18 protein-coding genes and 1 riboswitch are annotated in these 19,228 nt (G+C 35.1%); of the genes, 5 read left to right on the plus strand and 13 right to left on the minus strand.

Annotated elements, in window-relative coordinates; all coding sequences use genetic code 11:
• Positions 1 to 228 precede the first annotated feature (228 nt).
• Together BLQ56_RS15210 and BLQ56_RS15215 are read right to left on the minus strand one after the other, a co-directional pair.
• The gene (locus tag BLQ56_RS15210; RefSeq protein ID WP_238457281.1) at positions 229 to 624 is read right to left on the minus strand and encodes a MarR family winged helix-turn-helix transcriptional regulator; all 396 of its coding nucleotides are present in this window, start codon (positions 622 to 624) and stop codon (positions 229 to 231) included.
• A gap of 131 nt (positions 625 to 755) precedes the next feature.
• Positions 756 to 2,117 (minus strand): aspartate kinase, encoded by a 1,362-nt coding sequence (locus BLQ56_RS15215; RefSeq protein ID WP_090856118.1) that lies wholly within the window; start codon positions 2,115 to 2,117, stop codon positions 756 to 758.
• A 228-nt stretch (positions 2,118 to 2,345) separates the two neighbouring features.
• Here BLQ56_RS15215 and BLQ56_RS15220 point away from each other — a divergent pair, with 228 nt between their 5' ends.
• Positions 2,346 to 3,305: a D-2-hydroxyacid dehydrogenase gene (locus BLQ56_RS15220; RefSeq protein WP_090856120.1), complete on the plus strand. Its 960-nt coding sequence runs from the start codon at positions 2,346 to 2,348 to the stop codon at positions 3,303 to 3,305.
• 66 nt (positions 3,306 to 3,371) lie between these two features.
• Here the strand turns inward: BLQ56_RS15220 and BLQ56_RS15225 are convergent, their stop codons facing one another.
• Complete coding sequence (locus tag BLQ56_RS15225) at positions 3,372 to 4,211, minus strand: formate/nitrite transporter family protein (RefSeq protein WP_090856123.1); 840 nt, start codon at positions 4,209 to 4,211, stop codon at positions 3,372 to 3,374.
• Positions 4,212 to 4,445: 234 nt separating this feature from the next.
• Here BLQ56_RS15225 and BLQ56_RS15230 point away from each other — a divergent pair, with 234 nt between their 5' ends.
• Positions 4,446 to 4,934 carry a hypothetical protein gene (locus BLQ56_RS15230; protein WP_090856126.1) on the plus strand — a complete coding sequence of 163 codons (489 nt, stop codon included), beginning with the start codon at positions 4,446 to 4,448 and terminating at the stop codon, positions 4,932 to 4,934.
• A 67-nt stretch (positions 4,935 to 5,001) separates the two neighbouring features.
• Here the strand turns inward: BLQ56_RS15230 and BLQ56_RS15235 are convergent, their stop codons facing one another.
• The 7 genes from BLQ56_RS15235 to BLQ56_RS15265 all read right to left on the minus strand — a co-directional run bounded on the left by BLQ56_RS15235 (position 5,002) and on the right by BLQ56_RS15265 (position 12,982).
• A complete protein-coding gene (locus BLQ56_RS15235) occupies positions 5,002 to 6,819 on the minus strand; it encodes a sensor histidine kinase (RefSeq protein WP_238457282.1) in 1,818 nt (605 codons plus the stop codon).
• Complete coding sequence (locus BLQ56_RS15240; protein ID WP_090856128.1) at positions 6,800 to 7,810, minus strand: BMP family ABC transporter substrate-binding protein; 1,011 nt, start codon at positions 7,808 to 7,810, stop codon at positions 6,800 to 6,802. The genes BLQ56_RS15235 and BLQ56_RS15240 overlap by 20 nt, the downstream gene beginning before the upstream one ends.
• 408 nt (positions 7,811 to 8,218) lie before the next feature.
• On the minus strand, positions 8,219 to 8,449 hold the full coding sequence (locus BLQ56_RS15245) for an excisionase family DNA-binding protein (RefSeq protein ID WP_090856131.1): 231 nt from the start codon (positions 8,447 to 8,449) through the stop codon (positions 8,219 to 8,221).
• Between the two features lie 97 nt (positions 8,450 to 8,546).
• Complete coding sequence (locus BLQ56_RS15250; protein WP_175490326.1) at positions 8,547 to 9,503, minus strand: sensor domain-containing diguanylate cyclase; 957 nt, start codon at positions 9,501 to 9,503, stop codon at positions 8,547 to 8,549.
• A 79-nt stretch (positions 9,504 to 9,582) separates the two neighbouring features.
• A riboswitch (cyclic di-GMP riboswitch) is annotated at positions 9,583 to 9,668 on the minus strand.
• 114 nt (positions 9,669 to 9,782) lie between these two features.
• Positions 9,783 to 11,111 (minus strand): FAD-dependent oxidoreductase, encoded by a 1,329-nt coding sequence (locus tag BLQ56_RS15255; protein ID WP_090856137.1) that lies wholly within the window; start codon positions 11,109 to 11,111, stop codon positions 9,783 to 9,785.
• A 45-nt stretch (positions 11,112 to 11,156) separates the two neighbouring features.
• Complete coding sequence (locus BLQ56_RS15260) at positions 11,157 to 12,329, minus strand: toxic anion resistance protein (protein ID WP_090856141.1); 1,173 nt, start codon at positions 12,327 to 12,329, stop codon at positions 11,157 to 11,159.
• The gene (locus tag BLQ56_RS15265; protein ID WP_090856144.1) at positions 12,326 to 12,982 is read right to left on the minus strand and encodes a 5-bromo-4-chloroindolyl phosphate hydrolysis family protein; all 657 of its coding nucleotides are present in this window, start codon (positions 12,980 to 12,982) and stop codon (positions 12,326 to 12,328) included. Before BLQ56_RS15265 ends, BLQ56_RS15260 begins: the two co-directional genes overlap by 4 nt.
• Positions 12,983 to 13,434: 452 nt before the next feature.
• On the opposite strand from BLQ56_RS15265, the gene BLQ56_RS15270 reads away from it, so the two are divergent.
• Complete coding sequence (locus tag BLQ56_RS15270) at positions 13,435 to 14,286, plus strand: VanW family protein (protein WP_090856146.1); 852 nt, start codon at positions 13,435 to 13,437, stop codon at positions 14,284 to 14,286.
• An 18-nt stretch (positions 14,287 to 14,304) separates the two neighbouring features.
• On the opposite strand, the gene megL is transcribed toward BLQ56_RS15270, so the two are convergent.
• Positions 14,305 to 15,486, minus strand: coding sequence for a methionine gamma-lyase (gene megL / locus BLQ56_RS15275; protein ID WP_090856149.1), 1,182 nt, complete (start codon positions 15,484 to 15,486; stop codon positions 14,305 to 14,307).
• 171 nt (positions 15,487 to 15,657) lie between these two features.
• Between megL and BLQ56_RS15280 the strand changes: the two genes are divergently transcribed.
• Entirely contained in the window at positions 15,658 to 15,882 is a 225-nt protein-coding gene (locus BLQ56_RS15280; RefSeq protein WP_090856152.1) for a hypothetical protein, read from the plus strand.
• Between the two features lie 108 nt (positions 15,883 to 15,990).
• Here BLQ56_RS15280 and BLQ56_RS15285 read toward each other — a convergent pair whose 3' ends face one another.
• Together BLQ56_RS15285 and BLQ56_RS15290 are read right to left on the minus strand one after the other, a co-directional pair.
• Positions 15,991 to 17,268, minus strand: coding sequence for a glycoside hydrolase family 27 protein (locus BLQ56_RS15285; RefSeq protein WP_090856155.1), 1,278 nt, complete (start codon positions 17,266 to 17,268; stop codon positions 15,991 to 15,993).
• A gap of 112 nt (positions 17,269 to 17,380) precedes the next feature.
• Positions 17,381 to 18,268, minus strand: coding sequence for an AraC family transcriptional regulator (locus tag BLQ56_RS15290; protein ID WP_090856158.1), 888 nt, complete (start codon positions 18,266 to 18,268; stop codon positions 17,381 to 17,383).
• Between the two features lie 211 nt (positions 18,269 to 18,479).
• On the opposite strand from BLQ56_RS15290, the gene BLQ56_RS15295 reads away from it, so the two are divergent.
• Positions 18,480 to 18,998, plus strand: a complete 519-nt coding sequence (locus BLQ56_RS15295) for a methylated-DNA--[protein]-cysteine S-methyltransferase (RefSeq protein ID WP_090856161.1) — start codon at positions 18,480 to 18,482, stop codon at positions 18,996 to 18,998.
• Positions 18,999 to 19,228 lie beyond the last annotated feature (230 nt).

Consider the following 19,228-nt stretch of genomic DNA (forward strand, 5'->3'; position numbering starts at 1 on the left):
TTGACTCTTCCTTTTTATTACCAAAGTGAAGATAAAGATAATCATTCTCATTTAATAACAAAAAATAAAAAATGAATGCATCCATTTTTATTACTTGTTTAAACAAGTTTCTCTTTCACTTTTTAAATGATAGCAATTCTCATTATCATCTGTCAATATAAAAGCAAAAAAAATACATTTTTTTGGAACAAAAAAAGGTGAACCGTTTTATGTTCACCTTTCATTTTACTATTCAAGATTATCTCTTATTTGATCAAGCATCTGTAAACAGGTCTGTAATTGTTCTTTACTCATGTTTTGTGTTGCCTGTGATATTGTCTTTAAGGCTAATTTCTCCAGATCTTCACGTATGTTCTTACTTAAATCAGTCAAGTAAATATGATTAATTCGTCTGTCATTTTCATTCGATTGACGTGTGACTAATTCCTGTTTAAGCATATTATCGATTAATCGTGAAATACTTCCCTGGTCTCTTTCAATTTTTATTGCTAATTGAGACTGGGTTAGTCCATCTTGTTCATAAAGCCGACTAAGAACCTGCCATTGTTCGTATGAGATTGTATAATTATTTAAGCGGAAATTTTGATTTAACTTACTGTTCATTAATCTTGAAGCATGAAACAACTTATAACCAATTGATTCATCTAAGGAATACTTTTTGTGTGTGAAGTCTATCCTCTCCCCTCAAAAAAACAACACACAAGGCTATAAATTATTTTATCCTTTTTTCGTATCATAAACAATATATCGTCAAATTAAACCGTCACTGGGACAAAAAACTCATGATAAAGAGCTTGAACTGCTCTTGTTTCATCCACTTCTTTAATTCCAAACATCATACTAACTTCTGAAGACCCTTGGTTAATCATTTCAATATTGACCCCGGTATCAGCTAATGCCTTCGCTGCTCTAGCAGTTGTCCCAACATTATGGCGCATTCCTTCCCCAACCACCATAATTAAAGAGAGATTATGCTCGACTCTCACTTCGTCCGCATTTAAATCATGTTTAATTTGAGAAAGAATTTGTTTCTCTGTTTCAGAATCAATTTGACCCTGTCTTAAAATTAAGGTAACATCGTCAATTCCAGATGGAATATGTTCATATGATAATCCGTAATCCTCCAATATTTCAAGCAATTTTCTACCAAAACCAATTTCTCTATTCATTAAATATTTACTAATATAAATACTACAAAAACCTTTATCACTAGCTATTCCAATCACAGGTCCATTTGAATTTTCCCGCTCATTAACAACTCTTGTTCCAGGAGCGGATGGGTTGTTTGTATTTTTAATATTTACTGGTATACCTGCCCTAAACGCAGGGATTAATGCTTCATCATGAAATACAGAGAAACCAGCATAAGATAGTTCACGCATTTCACGGTAGGTTAATTCTTTAATCTCTCTAGGATTTTCAACAATGTTCGGATTGACAGAGTAGACTGCGTCGACATCTGTAAAGTTTTCATATAAATCAGCCTTTATACCATTTGCTAAAATGGAACCCGTAATATCAGATCCACTTCTTGAAAAAGTAAGCACATCCCCACCTTTTGTATAACCGAAAAAGCCTGGGAAGATGAGAATTCCGTCACGTTCTCTCAATTTATATAATTGTTCATATGACTCTGGGAGAACCTGTGCATGTCCTGGTTCATCACTTACAAATAGCCCTGCATCTTTCGGATTAACATATTGAGCATCCACTCCTTGATGTTGGAAATAAGCTGCAATTAATTTCGCATTATTATCCTCACCACTAGCTTTTATTGCATCAATAAAACGATCTGGTCTACTTTTGTCAGCTTTTAGTAAGTTTTCTAAATCTTCCTTAATTGTTTCAATTATTTGATCTGAAAGCTGAAGCTCTTCAGCAATACCTTTGTACCTCTCCACCACGGTCTGAAATAGCTCATCTGCATTCTCTCCAGTTAAGTGGCACTGAGCCAAACTAATTAATAAATCCGTAACTTTAATGTCGTCTGAGTAACGCTTACCAGGAGCAGATACTACAACAATTTTCCTAGCTGAATCTGATAATACAATTTTAAGTACTTTTTCCAATTGTTCTCCCGATGAAAGAGAACTCCCACCAAACTTTACAACCTTCATCCATACATCCCCTAAGTTTAATATTTTCAGTTAATTTTAGTATCTATTATTACTCTTTTCTTCATAAGAAGCAAGTACTTTTTCCCTCTAAGGAAGACAACTGTATTTACAGAAAGGACACACCACGAGAAGCCTAGTAGGATAGGATGTTTGATGTTCACATTTCATTTTTATCAATTTTATTTATTTCTGATATGATAGTAATACATTACACATAGGAGGTCGAATATGGCTCAAAAACTAATCATTACACATGATCTTGATGAAAGATTAAAAAGATCAATTATGGAAATCATACCAAACTGGGATGTAATTATCAGTAAGGATCCCACTTCATGGGAAAGTCACCTGAAGGATGCAGAAATTATTGCGGGATGGAAAAAAGAAATCGCACACACTTGTATACATAATCAAGCCGAATTGAAATGGTTGCAAGCATGGAGTGCTGGAGTAAACAGTCTTCCTCTTAGAGAAATGGAGAATAGAGGAATGATTATTACCACAGCGAACGGTGTTCATGCATATCCGATCTCAGAGACAATCTTTGCGCTATTGTTAGGCTTGATCCGAAAGATTAATGAATATGTCCGTAATCAAGAAAAGAAAACATGGCATCATTCGAACATTAAAGGTGAAATACATGAGAAGACAATTGGAATCCTTGGGGTTGGCGCAATTGGTAAAGAAACTGCTAAAATCGCAAAAGCATTTGGAATGCATGTGATTGGTTTCCGTCATTCTGGTAAATCTGAACAATATGTAGATCAAATGTACACATTAGCTCAATTGAATGATATGCTTCCACACTGTGATTTTGTCGTCATTACCCTTCCTTTGACAGATGAAACCTATCAATTATTTGGATCAAAACAGTTTAGTTTAATGAAGACTTCTGCTTTATTAGTCAATATAGGTAGGGGTGAAATCGTAATTGAGGAAGAACTGATACAAGCTTTAGAACAAGGTCAAATTGCAGGTGCCGGTCTTGATGTGTTCGAGAAAGAGCCTCTTCCCCAAGATAATCCGTTATGGGAACTAAATAATGTCATTATTACACCTCATACATCAGGAGCAACTGAATATTACAATCAACGGGTTATTGAGGATATCTTTATTCCTAATTTGAAGAATTACCTAAAAGGGCAAAAACCTTCAATAAATCTATTGGATTATAATAAAGGGTACTAAAGAGGATATTAAACAGACACTTCACAAGAAAATTGTTGGTTATTTCCAATGAAGTGTCTGCCTCTTTCACCTTTTACTTTCTCTCAAAAAGGCTATTGGATTCTCTTCTATACTATTTTTTGTGATTTTTTCGCTCTTTTGATTGCTCAGATAAGCCATCCAATAAATTCCAGCCACAAAGATTCCTCCACCAACCGCATTACCTAAGAAAACTGGAACAAAATTCTGAATAAATTGTAACCATGTCAAAACTCCGGCAAAAATGGCTGCAGGAATAAGGAACATATTCGCTACTACGTGTTGAAACCCTATGGCCACAAATGCCATGGTAGGAAACCATATCCCAAGTATTTTGCCACCAATATCCTTTGACCCATAAGATAACCATACCGCAGACGCTACCAGCCAATTACAGCCGATACCAGAAACAAATGCCTGAAGAAAACTAACATGAACTTTATGTTCTGCTAGATTAAGAGTCATTGCTAAATAAGGTTCTTGCTCAGTTAAGCCAACAATATGGCCAAAGAAATAGGCTACGAAAAGTGCACCTATAAAGTTGCTACTTGTAATAAGTGCGATGTTAGTTATTACTTGCTTTGTATTTATTTGCTTAGCCATCCTCGCTAAAGGTACAGCCATCATATTTCCTGTTAAAAGCTCTCCTCCTCCAATTAATACGAGGATTAATCCTACTGGGAAAAGGGAAGCACCGATAAAGGTAGAAAAGCTTCCCCAATCAGTTGGTAAATTTGCTGTAACTCTAATATATAAAAGAAAACCTAACGCGATAAATGCTCCTGCCTGAAAACCTAGAATGACAGATTCAATCCATTGTAAGTTTGCCTTTTTATATCCTGATTCAACAGTATATCTTGCAATTTCTTGGGGCTTATAAAAACCCATGTAATCAAATCCCTTCTTACAAGTTAACTCACTATATAACCATTATATAGAAAAATCTTTGTGAAATAGTGAACAATTTTTAACTTTTTACGAAATTATATAGGGAGGAAATTACCCTTAAAGGCTAACACACCAAACTGTAATTTTTAGTATAAATATGATAAGTGGACATTTAAAAAGATTTACTTTGGGTAAAAATAAAGAAGTAGTATTACTTTAGAACGGAGGGTTAAATTGACAGAAAAGGTGTTTTACCCGAATACCAAAGGGATTTTGAAGACCATGGGAATCGTTTATTTAATTGTAGCTGTTTTCGGTAGTGTCTTAAACACATATGATCAATCAAATGTCCGAGAATGGACTCTTTTTTTAAAAGTCAGTTTAATTTATATTTTCTGCTGCAGCAGCCTTTATTTTTTAATTAAGAGCCAACGAATTATTTTAAATGAAAAAGAGTTAATTTTAAAATTGGCTGGTATGAAAAGACATCATATCTTACTTTCTAGAATCGGGGAGATACGGAAAGGGAAAATGAACGGCTCTCCTATTATTGAAATTATAGTAAAAAATGAACAACATAAAAGGATTTATCCACTTCCATTCCTCCCCTTTCAATTGAACTGGGAAGAAATGCTTCAACACATAGGAACGATTTGTGGAAAAGAAGTAGTCGGGGAAATGACACTAAAAAGAGAAAAAGGGGAATTACGAACATGGGAGTAGATTATCTTTATACTAAAAGCTACAAAAAATAAAATGGGTGCCCTATTTTTACACATGGCACCCTTTCCTATAATTTAATTGGTAGTGTAATGATAAACGTTGTACCCTTCTCAGAAGTTTCAAACACAGCAATTTCCCCTCCATGATTTTCAACAATCCTTTGAACGATTGTTAACCCTAAGCCTGTTCCACTTTCCTTTGAGCTAGAAAATGGCTCAAATAGCGAAGTTTTCATGTGATCCTGTATTCCGGGTCCACTATCTTTGATATACAATTGATACCTTTGGGGAGTAGTCTTTGAGTATATATTGATTGTGCCTTTCCCATCCATGGCATCTAAACTATTGCGAATGAGATTGTAAATTGCTTGTTTAATCTGTTTACTGTCAACATATAACCTCTGGTCATCAAAGTCAGTGATAAATTTAACTTCCTCATGGTCAAATAAGTGTTCCATTAGTGGAAGTACCTCATTGAAGATATTAATTACACTTACCTCTCTTAGAACTGGTGCCCCTGGCTTTGCCTGAAGTAACATCTCTTCAACAATTAGGTTTATACGATCTATTTCTTTAATTAACAAAGCTAGATGGAATTGTTCTCTATCCTTTTCAGAAAAGGTTTGATTCATTAGCGATAAGAAGCCATGGATAACGGCTAAAGGGTTTCTAATTTCATGCGCTGCCCCTGCTGCGATTTCTCCAACTAATGCTAACTTTTCTGATTGATGCATTCGCTTCTCTAATTCAGCATTCTCTGTAATATCTATAAAATAAAAGATTCTCCCAATCCCTGTCTTATCTTGATCAAGAAGTTCTGAATGAGAAAATAAAAATTCAGACTTTCCTTTTACCGTCTCATAAGATACTTTTTTGTTTTTACATAACTGTTGTGTTGAGATGAGATTCCAAAATTCTTGATTCTCATTGCAGTGGATCTCTTTATTATTCAAACGAGATTCATCTATTTGAAGGAGTGCCTTTCCTGATGTATTGAGAGACATTAATGATGTTTTGTAATCTAACACAATAATTCCAACTGGTAAAGAGTCAAGAATCTGCTCTCGATAGGTTTTGTCAGACAGAATGGTTAGAAAGGACTCTTCTAACTTAATTGACATTTGGTTGATTGAGCTTGTTAAATGCTCTAATTCAATCTGACTTTTCCCCTCAATTGTTAATCCATATTCTCCATTTGCTATTCTGTCTACTTTACTAACCATTGCTTCTACCGGTCTTGTTAAACTAGCACTAATACGATATGCAGCTATAATTGATATAGTAACAGATAATACAGTTAACGTCAGTAATAGCCATAAAGACTGCTCAATAATAACTGAGAACTTATCTGTATGGTTATTTAGAGAATTAATTGTTTCTTTTAGCTTGTCTGATATTTTTTGTTTCATGATGTACAGCTGGGGAAAGTAATCTTGCTCAATGTATGTTTTTGCTTCTCCCACTTCACCAAATAAGATAAGATATTGAGCATTATTTACAATCATAAAATCCAGTAAATCTAGCTCTCTTTTATACGAAAGAAGTGTGTCTGGAATCTCCCCTTCAATTTGTTCCTCTTCGTGTTGAGGATTTTCAAAGAGATTCGAGGAAAGGGTTGGTGAATTCCCAGATAAATAATCTCCAACAATAAATTCTTTTATCATTAGTTCTTTCTCCCAATGGGAAAGCCACACCATTTCTGGAATATTCTCATCCTTAATCATCGTACTAACAGAATTAATCGAATCAATCTTCTGAACTAGAAAAAGTGAAAAGCCGCTTAATAGTATGATGATTGTTAAAAGAACAGATAGTATTTTACTTTGGAATGACATATCTTTACTTAATCCTCTCAAACGATCTCCCTCACTGTTTTGGAGAATCAAATATAAGCTCTCCTCGATAATATCGTTCAATTTCTGAATGGATATATTGCTTTTCTTCCTCAGTATACATTGGTCCAAATGGTGCTAGTTCATAAATATGATCATTCTTTCCTAACATAATCTTTCCCGGAGGAATCCCTGTCTCACTAAAGTGGTCATTCATAATCGCCACATAAATCTGTGGCACATCATTAATAACACTAGTCAGCACTTGGTCTGGTCCCATATATGATTGATCGTCGAGATAACCAATGATAGATATCCCTTCTTCTTTTGCGAGATCAATCACCTCTCGATTGAAGGAATTTCCTTTTGAATAAATGACGTCTACCCCTTGATTAATAAGATCTTGCGCAATTTCAAACGCATTTTCTCCATCTTTTCTATCCTCTACAAATTGATAGGTAGACTTTATTTCTGGATCATAATGTTTTAACCCTGTTTCAAACTCAATATTATTTGCTCGATTATCGAACCCATCTATGACTGCTACATGTTTGGTTTTCGTCTTAAGTGATGCTGCCAATGCAGCAAAGTATTCAATTTCAGCATGGTCAAATGAATAAACCGTTTGGTTAGGGTGGCTTGCTTTTCCGTGAATTGTTACAAATCTTGTTGTCGGATAGGAGGGGGCATATTCCGTAAACACATCTGTAAATTCTCGTCCATGTCCTATAATAATTTCCGAACCGTTTTCAATAGCTTTTTCAACTGATTCCTCTATTAATTGATTAGAATGAATCTCACTAAGTAATTCAACCGTAACAGGGAATTTCTCTTCAATTTGCAACTTCCCTTTGTATGCAAGGCTCCCCCAGCTTTGATCTACAATTCGGTCAGAAGTTAAGATTGTTATCTTCCCTTTCGAGTTAACTTCTTTATCCTCTACTAATATTCCTTTTGTCTTCACTATGAGCGAGGTAAAAAAACTTACAGCTATTATGATCGTTATCAAAAGTATGATTCTTAGTTGTTTTTTTTGCCGTACCATCGATACACTCCTCAATTTAGATTTATTTAAGGGTCTATAATGATTATACAAAAAAAACAACTAATTGCTATCATTATCTGCGTTTTTTCTACATTTTTCGACATTATCGGAATAGTTATATAAGGTGATAATAGTTGTCCTCCCTTGTGCTCTTTTTCCCATTTTCATCAAATCTCTGATGAGATAAGATCCTCATATCGGTTTTATTCATTTTAATTTCCTCCAAAAGAGAAAACAGTCACTAAAAATTCACAATTAATTATACATTTTTTCATACTTAATTTCTACAATATCACTTTTTTAAGATATAACTTACGCTTCCCAAGCATACAAAAGGCTGTTGCAACTTAGTACAACAGCCTTTGTATTTGAATACTCTTCTAAACTGACATTCTCTATGATTTTTTATTAATCTTCGTCCTTTACATCTATATCTTCAGGTATCGGTTCATTCAAGATTTCCTCTACGTATATTTTATATTTCTCTAATTGATCTAGGTGTGTATTAAATTGTTCTTTATAAATAAGGTACTGTTCACCATCATGAATAGCTCGTATTTTATTTTGAGAAATTAAATTCTTTATATATGCTTCAGAGGTAGACAAATAATCTGCGGTTTCTTTTATTGTTAAATACATGTTGATTTCCCCTCGATCCATTTCAGTTGTAAAGTTAGTCTCCTGTAAGATATAAACCTCCCGGATTGACCGAGGACGCTCTATGTCGTTCTAGTGATTAGACAACAAACTTTTTACTATTTTTTTCCTTGTACATATTCTTATCAGCAATATTAAATAATTCTTCAACCATCCCAATTGAATAGCTAGAAAATGCATACCCGATTGATATACTAATCTTAAGTATTGAATCTTTTACCGAGTTATAACGATTCACTTTATTTAAGATCTCCTCAATCATTAATTCAATTTGAGCTTCATTATTACAAGTGACTAGAATTGCAAATTCATCTCCACCAAGTCTTGAAACAATTACATTATCCTTTGAAATACTTTCTAAAATTTTAGCTGCTTCTATGATCAACTGATCACCCATTTTATGACCTCGTGAATCATTCACTTTCTTTAGGTCATCCAAATCACAGACAATTAAACCACATGGTTCATTTTTCTTTTCATCTAACTCATCCAATTGCTGTGAAAGGTATCTTCTATTATATAGACCCGTTAAATCATCATGAGTGATTTGATATTCTAAATCCTGTTGAAGTTTGATTTGATTTGTCATGTTTCTCATTACGCCTTTTATTGCAACTAGAACTCCATGATGATAGATCGGAGTGGCATATTCCTCAAACCAAACATAGTTTCCTTTGTCATTACGCCACCTTTGTGTAATAGGTTGACTATAGTCGAGATCCCCATGAACCTTGTTATACAACGTTTGATAATCATCTGGATGAATATGTTCAAATACTGCGTATGGATCATTATAAGCCATTTCAATGGTTCCTTCCCCTAATAAATATTCAAGTGAGGGGCTTATATATCTAAATTTGAACTCAGGTTTCACCTCATAATGGTATAAAACATCCTTAGAGCTTTCAACTAATTGATAAAATTTCACTTCATCCTCAAATTTACTCTTTAAGTTTCTCCGATCAAAGATTATATAGATACAAAGAATTAAAACACCAATTATGAACCCTGCCGTAAAAAATACTAAATTTGTCATCTTCCAGATCCCCATTTAAATAACAATAGTCCACAATCTATAGAAAGTGGACACAGTAAAGAAGACAATTATTACTCTTCTTGGTAACCCGGCTGTCATGACTGTAATAGTGTTAGACCCGTAGCTTTGCGTCTCTATCTTTCAATAGATTTGCCATTATCATAAGATATATTTAAAGTTAAAATTACCTACAAACACATTGTACCATCATCTAGGTAATTTTAACTATATTTTTGCTCAATTTTTACAAAAAAAGTAATAATAGAGGTTTATCTAAAATTATACTCGTCTAGCAGCCTGTTGAATCGGGTCCCACACTCCGTTGTATGGAGGTGCATAAGATAAATCCAAATCAAGTAATTCTTCTATCTTCATGGAATGAAATAATGCAGTCGCCAAGACATCGATTCGCTTATCAACTCCATTCTCCCCAATCACTTGAGCCCCTAACAACTTTCTCGATTCTGAATGATAGGTTAATTTTATGGTCATTTGTTTACGATCCGGATAGTACCCAGCAATATCTGTTGCTTTAATTGTAGCAGACTTAACTGGTATATTTAATAAACTAGCTTCACTTTCAGAAATCCCAGTACGGCCAAGGGTTAAACTAAAAAATTTAATAATCGAACTTCCTACGACACCTTTAAAAGACTTACTTATATCAATCATATTTAATCCGGCAATTTGTCCTTGCTTGTTTGCATGTGTTCCTAGTGGAATATGGTCCTCCTTTTCTTTTATACGGTGGAATTGTGTTGCACAGTCACCTGCCGCGTAAATATCATCCACATTTGTTTCCATGAACGCATTCACTCTAATAGCTCCATTTATCCCAGTAACGATTCCAGTCCCATCTAAAAATGAAGTATTTGTTTTTACGCCAACGGCGATAAGTACGAGATCTGATTGATATTCCCCTTTGTTCGTTTTTACTGATTGAACACGTTCATTCCCATAAAATGCTTCTACTGATTCTTCAAGTTTTAACACAACTTTATTCTTTTCTGCTTCTTCATGGATAAAATCTGCCATGTCTTTATCAAATATTTTTGCAAGCTGTTCATTTCTCTCAATCAAGGTAACTTTCTTCCCTAAGTCAGCAAAGCTTTCAGCCATTTCAAGACCGATATACCCTCCACCGATTACCGTCACATTTTGAACATCTCTGTTTATGTATTCAATCATCTTTCGAGCATCTGGAATTGTTTTCAAGGTGAAGACTCCTTCAAGACTTACACCTTCCCAATCAGGTACAACAGGGCTAACCCCTGTTGCAATGAGAAGGCGATCATAAGCGAGATCAAAAGTCATACCTGTATTGTGATCTATACCACTAACCGTTTTCGTTTTAGGATTAATGGAGTTTACTTCATGAAAAATCCGGGCATCTATCCCATATTTATCTCTAAATTCTTCTTGTGTTCGAGCAATTAACCGATCAGTAGACTCAATTTTACCGCTGATGACATAAGGAAGACCACACTGACCATATGAATAAATTCCGCCCTTTTCTAACACTGTGATTTCATGATTTGTACTATTACGGACGATTTGCATAGCAGCACTCATACCTGCAGCGTCTCCACCAATAATGACTAATTTCATTTTTAATCCCTCACCATCCTATTCTATTACCTCATACTATTGATCTTACCCCTTAATCTGTAAAAGCTTCTGTCGCAAGTCAGTTTCCATTGTAGCAAGTTCATGTTCCGCATTTCGGCGCTTGTTTCGTCCTTCCTCTTGAATCCTTAAGGTTTCCTCAAGAGTCGAGATAATGTTTTCTTTTGTTTTCTTTAATGTTTCTATGTCAATAAGCCCTCGCTCATTTTCTTTGGCAATCTCAACTGTATTTGTCTTTAACATTTCAGCATTTTTCAGGAGCAGATCATTCGTTGTTTTTGAGACTAGTTTTTGAGCTTCAACTGCATCACGCTGTCTGATTAATGTTAGCGCAATTCCAATCTGGTTTTTCCATAACGGAATAGCAGTCATAATCGAGGATTGTATTTTCTCCACAAGAGCCTGATTCGTATTTTGAATTAATCGAATTTGCGGTGCACTTTGTATGGTCATCTCCCGGCTTAACTTTAAGTCATGCACCCTTTTATCCAAACGATCTGCAAATTGCATCATATCATTCACTTCTTGAACCTTCATTTGATTATTAGATAGCTCTGCTTCCTTTTTTAACTGGGGAATTACTTTCATTGTAAGTTCTTCATATTTTAATTCACCCGCGGCAATGTACACATTAAGAGCATCGAAATACTCTTTATTATTCTCAAAAAGCTTTTCCAACATCATTATATCTGACATAAGGATGTTCTTACTACGATCTAATTTGACACTAATTCGATCAATTTGCGCACCTGTTTTTTGATATTTTGACATAACCTCTTGCAAGGAACCAGATACCCTTCCAAACATTCTTCCCAACATTGTCTTTTTCTCTGGCTTCAGTTCATCTGGGTTAACTTCATTAAACTGTTTCATCAAGTCGTTTATAATCTCACCAATCTCACCGATATCCTTCTTTTGAACATGCTCAATCATTTGATTGGAGAAGGTTAACATTTTGGATTGAGCTTGGGTTCCATAAGTGATCATTGCTTGATGATTTTTAGGATCAATTTGATTTGCTAGCTGGTATGCCTTTTCCCTATTTTCTGGTGGAATAACATCAATCAAACGATTCGATTTCACTTCTTCTAAAGAACGGTTTTCTATTTCATCCTTCACATTGAATGGGTTTGATAGAAGCTCATCCATTAAATTTCCTGTTACTGATTCCTTTTCTGTTGATGAATTATATTCATTCATTTCAACTTCCTACTTTCATCATTTATTTTTATATCTTTTTTATTCTTTAGTGTATTTTTGGCTACATCTATTTCAAAATGAAGTTGATCAAGATCATTAGAAATCAGATCATACAGATCTTGTTCAATTGTTTTAGTTAGATTCTCTAGCGTTTCTCTTGTATCAGTTAAGGCCCGTTCTATCTCATCATTTCTCTTTGGTTGTGAAGATAAAAACACGTAACGTTCTGATAGTTCTACTGCAGAATCCAAATGAGAAAAGAAAAATGAATCTGCTCTATAAAATCTTTTAGGCTCATTTTTAGTAATTGAATATATTTTACGTGTCATTCTTATAAGATCTATTCTCTGTTTCCATGAAGGTACGTGTCGTATTGAAATGAGAGCCTTGTTTAATCTAAAGATTTTTTGTTTTGCTTCAGCTAGATTTTCTTGAATGTAACGATATTCTTTTCTGGTCACACCGCTTTTTTTCATAAATCTTATTTTCATGATTGAAGAACTGATCGCATACATTACAATCCCACCTGCAACGGAGAAACTAGATGAAAGCAAGAAGCTTTGATCGAAAGCAAAAAAACTGACTAGCCAAGTAATTATTGTTGCATTTATACTGATAAAACCTTTAAACATAATTGATAAAAATCGATTCATACGAATCTCCCCTAACTTTATACATATCTTACTTTACGGTTCATCCCATTGAAAGTTTCATTCTAACAAAAGGGAATTTTATACTATTAAACATATACTAGACATCACTTTATCTCAATAGACCTAAAATCTATCATCACCTACGACTTGAGGCGTATATTTACTATTTTGAGTAGTTAGTAACTCTTACCAGTATTATATGTATCCAAATATAGTTAACTGAAACGGAAGGTGCGAGACTCCTGCGGGATGCGTGGGATATCCCATGAGACCCCACAGGAGCAAAGCGACGAGGAGGCTCATCGCCCGCCCCGCGGAAGAAGATCGCATCTGGAGTGGAAGTGGACTACTATATTTATTAAATAGCACAAAGATTAAATGCATCCTAAATTACAAATATGTAACATGAAAACTCCTATCTAAACCATACTAAAAGTGAGGAGGGACCTACTATGACATCTTTATTTTTGAGTATATTACTAATGATTCTACCACTACCTAATGAAAATAATGATTTAATCCTCACACATAATGGGGAACCAATTGCTAGTGTTAATAGAGATGCTTTTACATCATCAATAATTGATACGCCATTAATTGATGAAGTCATGTTTAATGATTTTCTTGTAAAGCTCAATAAACAAATTGCTGTTGAGCCTACCAATGCGATCATCAATCAACAAGGAGAAATAATACCAGGGAAACCAGGTTTAAAGATTGACCATGAGAAATTCACAAAAGGTTTCTTTACCTATTTTTATAATGAAGGGTCGTACATTTTTGAAATTCCAGCCTTAACTATTCATCCAAAAGTGGATAGTGAGCTTCTTGCCAATATTCGAGTGAAACAAATTGGCCATTATGTCACTTATTATAATAAACATAACAAGGGTCGCTCTCACAATATCATTCTTGCCACTGAAGCTATAAATAATCATGTTGTATTTCAAGGAGAAATCTTCTCGTTTAATCAGGTTGTCGGAAAAAGAACAAAAGAAAAAGGGTACCTACCAGCACCTATTATTATTAAAGGAGAACTTTTCGAAGGAGTCGGTGGAGGAATTTGCCAAGTATCCTCCACCTTATATAATGCAGTAGACCTTGCAGGAGCCCAAATTGTACGAAGATACTCTCATAGTAGGAGTGTACCTTATGTACCTCCGGGGAGGGATGCAACAGTAAGCTGGTATGGACCAGACTTTACCTTCAAAAATGTACATAACCAACCCATTCTCATACAGGCTACCGCTACAAATGGCCAAGTAAATATAAGGATATACTCTTCAGATTCAGTTAACAATTAGTAGCGGGGTGCCTGGCACCTATTCTAACGCTTGTTCTAAGTCTTCCCAAATATCTTGCCAGGCTTCTAGTCCTACAGATAACCGAATAAGTTCATTTGTTATACCCATATTTTTTCTTACTTCCTCGGGTATAACTGCATGGGTCATGGATGCAGGATGCTGAATCAAGGTTTCTGCATCTCCAAGACTAACTGCAATTGGTATTAGCTTTAATTTATTTACAACCGATACAGCATCCTCATAACTTCCATTTAGCTCAAAGGAAAGTAGTCCACCACCTCGTTTCATTTGTTTTCTCATTATCTTATAATCCTGATGATCTTTGTCACCAGGGTAGTATACCTCTTTAACTCTTGAATGGTTTTTCAATTTAGCAGCAATTTTCTCTGCATTCTCACAATGTCGATCCATTCTTACCGCTAATGTTTTAATTCCTCGAAGTAGTAACCAGGCATCAAAAGGAGAAATAATACCTCCAATGTCTTTTTGAACCGTTTTCTTTAACTCATCGACTATAGCTTTTTTACCAATAAGAATACCTGCTATTAGATCACCATGACCTCCAAGGTATTTTGTAGCACTATGAATAACAAGATCACATCCTAACAATAAAGGCTTTTGAAGATAAGGCGTTGCAAATGTATTATCTATGATTACTAAAATTCCTTTTGTTTTTGCCACTCGAACGACTAGTTCTAAATCGATTACTTTCATGGTAGGATTAATCGGGGTTTCGATATAGATAATTTTTGTGTTATCTCGGATATTAGACACAATTTCTTCCTCAGTTGTTAAATCAGAAAAAGTATGTTCAATACCGTACTTTTCCTCTAACATCTGAAGTAGACCAAATGTACAGCCGTAGATTCCCTTTGAACATATGATATGATCACTTGCTCTAGTTAGCCCAATTAGAGCTGCGGAAACAGCAGCCATACCAGATCCAAAGGCAATCGCCTTATCTCCACCTTCTAAATCTGCCATTCTCTCTTCTAGTATAGAAACTGTGGGATTTGATAGCCTTGAATAAATATACCCTTCTTCTGCTCCTGAAAAACGTTTCGCACCTTGCTGTATTGTAGAAAAAGTAAATGTTGAAGTTTGGTAAATCGGGGGAGTTAAGCTATCTAAATGTTCCTTTGTATCATAACCTGTATGGATAGCTTTTGTTTCAAATTTATAGTGCTTTTCTTTTCCCATAAATCATTAACCCTCCTTTTAAAGTAGGCCTCTCATTAAATATACTCTTTTCTACTTATATTTGTGCTTTGTAAAGTTTGTGTCCATATATTTACACATCAGTTTAAGATACATATATCACTTGAAATTCCGAAAATTCCGATTATAATCAATAATAAAGGAGTGCTATCCATGATTATTAGTTTTAAACTGAAAGATAAAGATGATGTTTTGAAGTTGAATAAAATTGCAACTGGCTATACTTTTGACATCTGGGTACACAGTAATAATGAAATGTTCGATGCAAAGACTTTACTTGCCTTATATACTTTGCCACTAAATAGAGAACTTCGATTAGTCGTCGAAGAGGGCGTTCAGTCAAAATCTCTAGAAAAAGAAATGGAACACTTCAAATAAAAACAGACTTCATTTTTAGAGGCTATAACAAAAATAAGTGCCTGGCACCACTTATTGCGGTGTATCAGACACTTATTGGATAGCCTTTTTCATATGTCTTATAAATGATTAACTTAATTTAAAAAGCTTAGCTCCATGAGCAGGAATGGTTTGTTCAATTTGATCCTCAATAACGCCAAGCACTTCTCCTGTCCAGAGTTCTACTGCTTGAACAGAAGTAGTAAGTCCTAATTGATCTAACGTAACACTCACTGAAGCAGACTCTTCTGTTGCATTAAATAGCGCAACATACGTATAATCTTCATCATTTGCAGTCCAGACAATTTTGTCATTTTCACGATACACATGTTTAATATGATGAATGTTGCGGTGCATTGAAAGTACCTCTTTATTCGTTAGTAAACTAAGAGTCCAGTCATCATTATCACGAAGCTCGCCGCCAAACATAAGCGGAGACTTAAATATACTCCATAACGTCATCATCGTGATTTGCTCATCCTTCGTAAAACGAGTCCAACGGTCACTTGCTCCACCATCTACAGATCGAATTCCAATGTGTCCAAGTGGTAACATATCACAATCAGGCCAATTTCCAGGACCTACATGCTCACTCCATTTTTCACATCTCTCGAACATCCCGTATAAGAGTTCCCATAAATCCCAGAAGTCATCAGTCATTCTCCACATATTAGCATTCGCTTTTAATTCCTCAGCATACTCAAGTGGGGCTGGTCCTGGAGAAAGACTTAGAACGATATCCCTTCCACAATGATCAATCGCCTTACGAATCATTTCTATTTCCGCTAAATGAATTCCATATAAACGAGATGCAGCAATATCATCTACTTTAATAAAGTCTACTCCCCACTGGGCATATAGCTCAAACAATGAATTATAGTATTCTTGAGCACCCTCTTTTGTTGGGTCGACCCCATACATATCTGTATTCCAAGGACAAATTGAATTTGGATGTGCGATGTCTCTGGCTCCAACTGTTGTTCCCTTAATAGCGGTATTTGCATGGACTGCTTGGCGAGGAATACCACGCATGATATGAATTCCGAACTTCAATCCAAGATCATGAATATAATCACCTAAGCTTTTGAAACCCCTTCCATCTTTTGCTGAAGGAAATCGATTCGTTGCTGGTATTAAGCGAGAATACTCATCCATTTCAAGTGGAACAAAGGGTCTATATGCTGACGATACCGCACCAGGCTCTGACCACTGAATGTCCACAACAACATAGTCCCAACCATATTCTTTCAGATGGTCTGCCATATATTGCGCATTACCCTTCACTTCATCCTCTGTAACTGTTGCTCCATAGCAATCCCAACTGTTCCAGCCCATTGGTGGCGTCTTAGCTAACTCTAAGTGTTTCATATTCTCATTTCCTTTCTATATACAATAATTATTCTACTTATATATTAAAAGGAATAAATGCCTATATCCACAATAATCTTTTGCTTACATATGTAATATATTGCTCCTGTCTTCAGTCAAACTTCAAATGACTAACGGAAGCAAGATCACGTCCTAGCCTAAATTCACCCGGCGGAAATCCAATCCACTGACGAAACACTTTAATAAAATAACTCCCGCTTGAATAGCCTATTTTTTTCGCAATCTCATCTATTGATAAATCAGTATGACGCAATAGGTTTACTGCTTTCTCCATTCTAATTTTAGATAAATACTCGATAGGTGTGTAACCCGTTGTTTTTCTAAAGATCCGAGTAAAGTGATATTTTGATAACCCAACTGCTGAGGCTATTTCTTCTAAGCTTTGTAGGCAATCATAATTTTTCTCCATATTCAGTACCGCATCTTGAATATTTTTAGGCCAAGTGTCTTTCTCCTTTTTATATGAATTACTAAAACGATATAGTTCCATCACAAATTGATAAACAATGGCCGAAGCTCTGAAACCATCTGTTATCTGATTTTTACTAGCTGTATGGAATATATTTTTCAAAAAGAGAATGGCTGCGCTGTCTTCAGGTATTTTAGGAACATGTCCGATTTTTCCAACTAAGTCTTCCCATTGCTGCGAAACATTGTTTGGTCGAAACAACACATAATAAAATTCCCAAGAATCACTTTCCTCAGGCAAATAATATCGATGATCACTCGGAATTTCAACCATAAATGCAGAACCAGAACCCACTCGATACTTATGATCATTAATTTCAACCTGCCCAAATCCTGAAATAGTGTATTGGAATAAATATAATGGACCATCAATACGCTTAAGACCATCCCAATAATAACTTTCATCTGTTACCTTTTCATAGCCAACAGCAAATAATTGGCAAAAATGACCGTTCAACGTATCTAAAAAACGAAAACCATAGGTATCATAAGATGGTCTGTCTGAAATCATGGTTATACCCCCTTGAATATCTCATTTAAGAATACTATTTATATATTTAAAATTATATAGACTTAGCGTATTTACATGAAATCTAATATCCCTATGAAGGTTAGGGATATTATTTTTCTATCTTACTATTTATTTTTGGAGGTATACTAGAAATGAAGGTATTTCAATGATATATGGGAAACTAGAACTATGAAAATCGGAGGTGTGACAAATGGAACATAATAAGGATCACTCTATCTATTGGTCTTTGGTCGAATATCTAGATTGGAAAATACATATTGCAGCAACTTCAAAAGGTCTATGTTATGTTGGTTCACATGAGGGCCTATATAAGGATTTAGAGGCTTGGACAAAAAAACGTTTTTCAAGCTACTCACTTCAGTATAATGATGAACTATTACAACCTTTCGTGTGGGAAGTGATTGAATATTTAAAAGGCTCACGCAAGAGTTTTACAATTCCCTTGGATATGAATGGAACACCATTTCAGCTACAGGTATGGGATGCTCTTACTAAAATTCCTTACGGTCACACAGCTTCTTATACAGATATCGCTAACACCATTCAAAAGCCAAAAGCTGTCCGCGCAGTTGGCACTGCAATTGGTGCTAATCCACTCTTAATTTCTGTACCCTGTCATCGAGTAATTGGGAAAGATGGTTCTCTTGCCGGGTATCGTGGCGGATTAGACATGAAAAAGAGGCTTCTTCAAATTGAAGAAACATCGTGATCTTTCATTTTATGTATAGACGAAAAACTGACGGGTCTAGGTGAAGACTTTGTTCATTTAGGGACCTCTATTAGACAAAACTCATGATCCTAGCAAAGAATTTGTTTGATAGAAGCTCTCTATTGGACAAAAAAAACGGGCCGAGCAACGAATTTGTTCGATAGAAGCTCTCTATTGGACAAAACTCACGGCCCGAGAAACGAATTTGTTCGATAGAAGCTCTCTATTGG

Origin of the sequence: Litchfieldia salsa (assembly GCF_900104555.1) — a bacterium.
Classification (GTDB): domain Bacteria; phylum Bacillota; class Bacilli; order Bacillales; family Bacillaceae_L; genus Litchfieldia; species Litchfieldia salsa.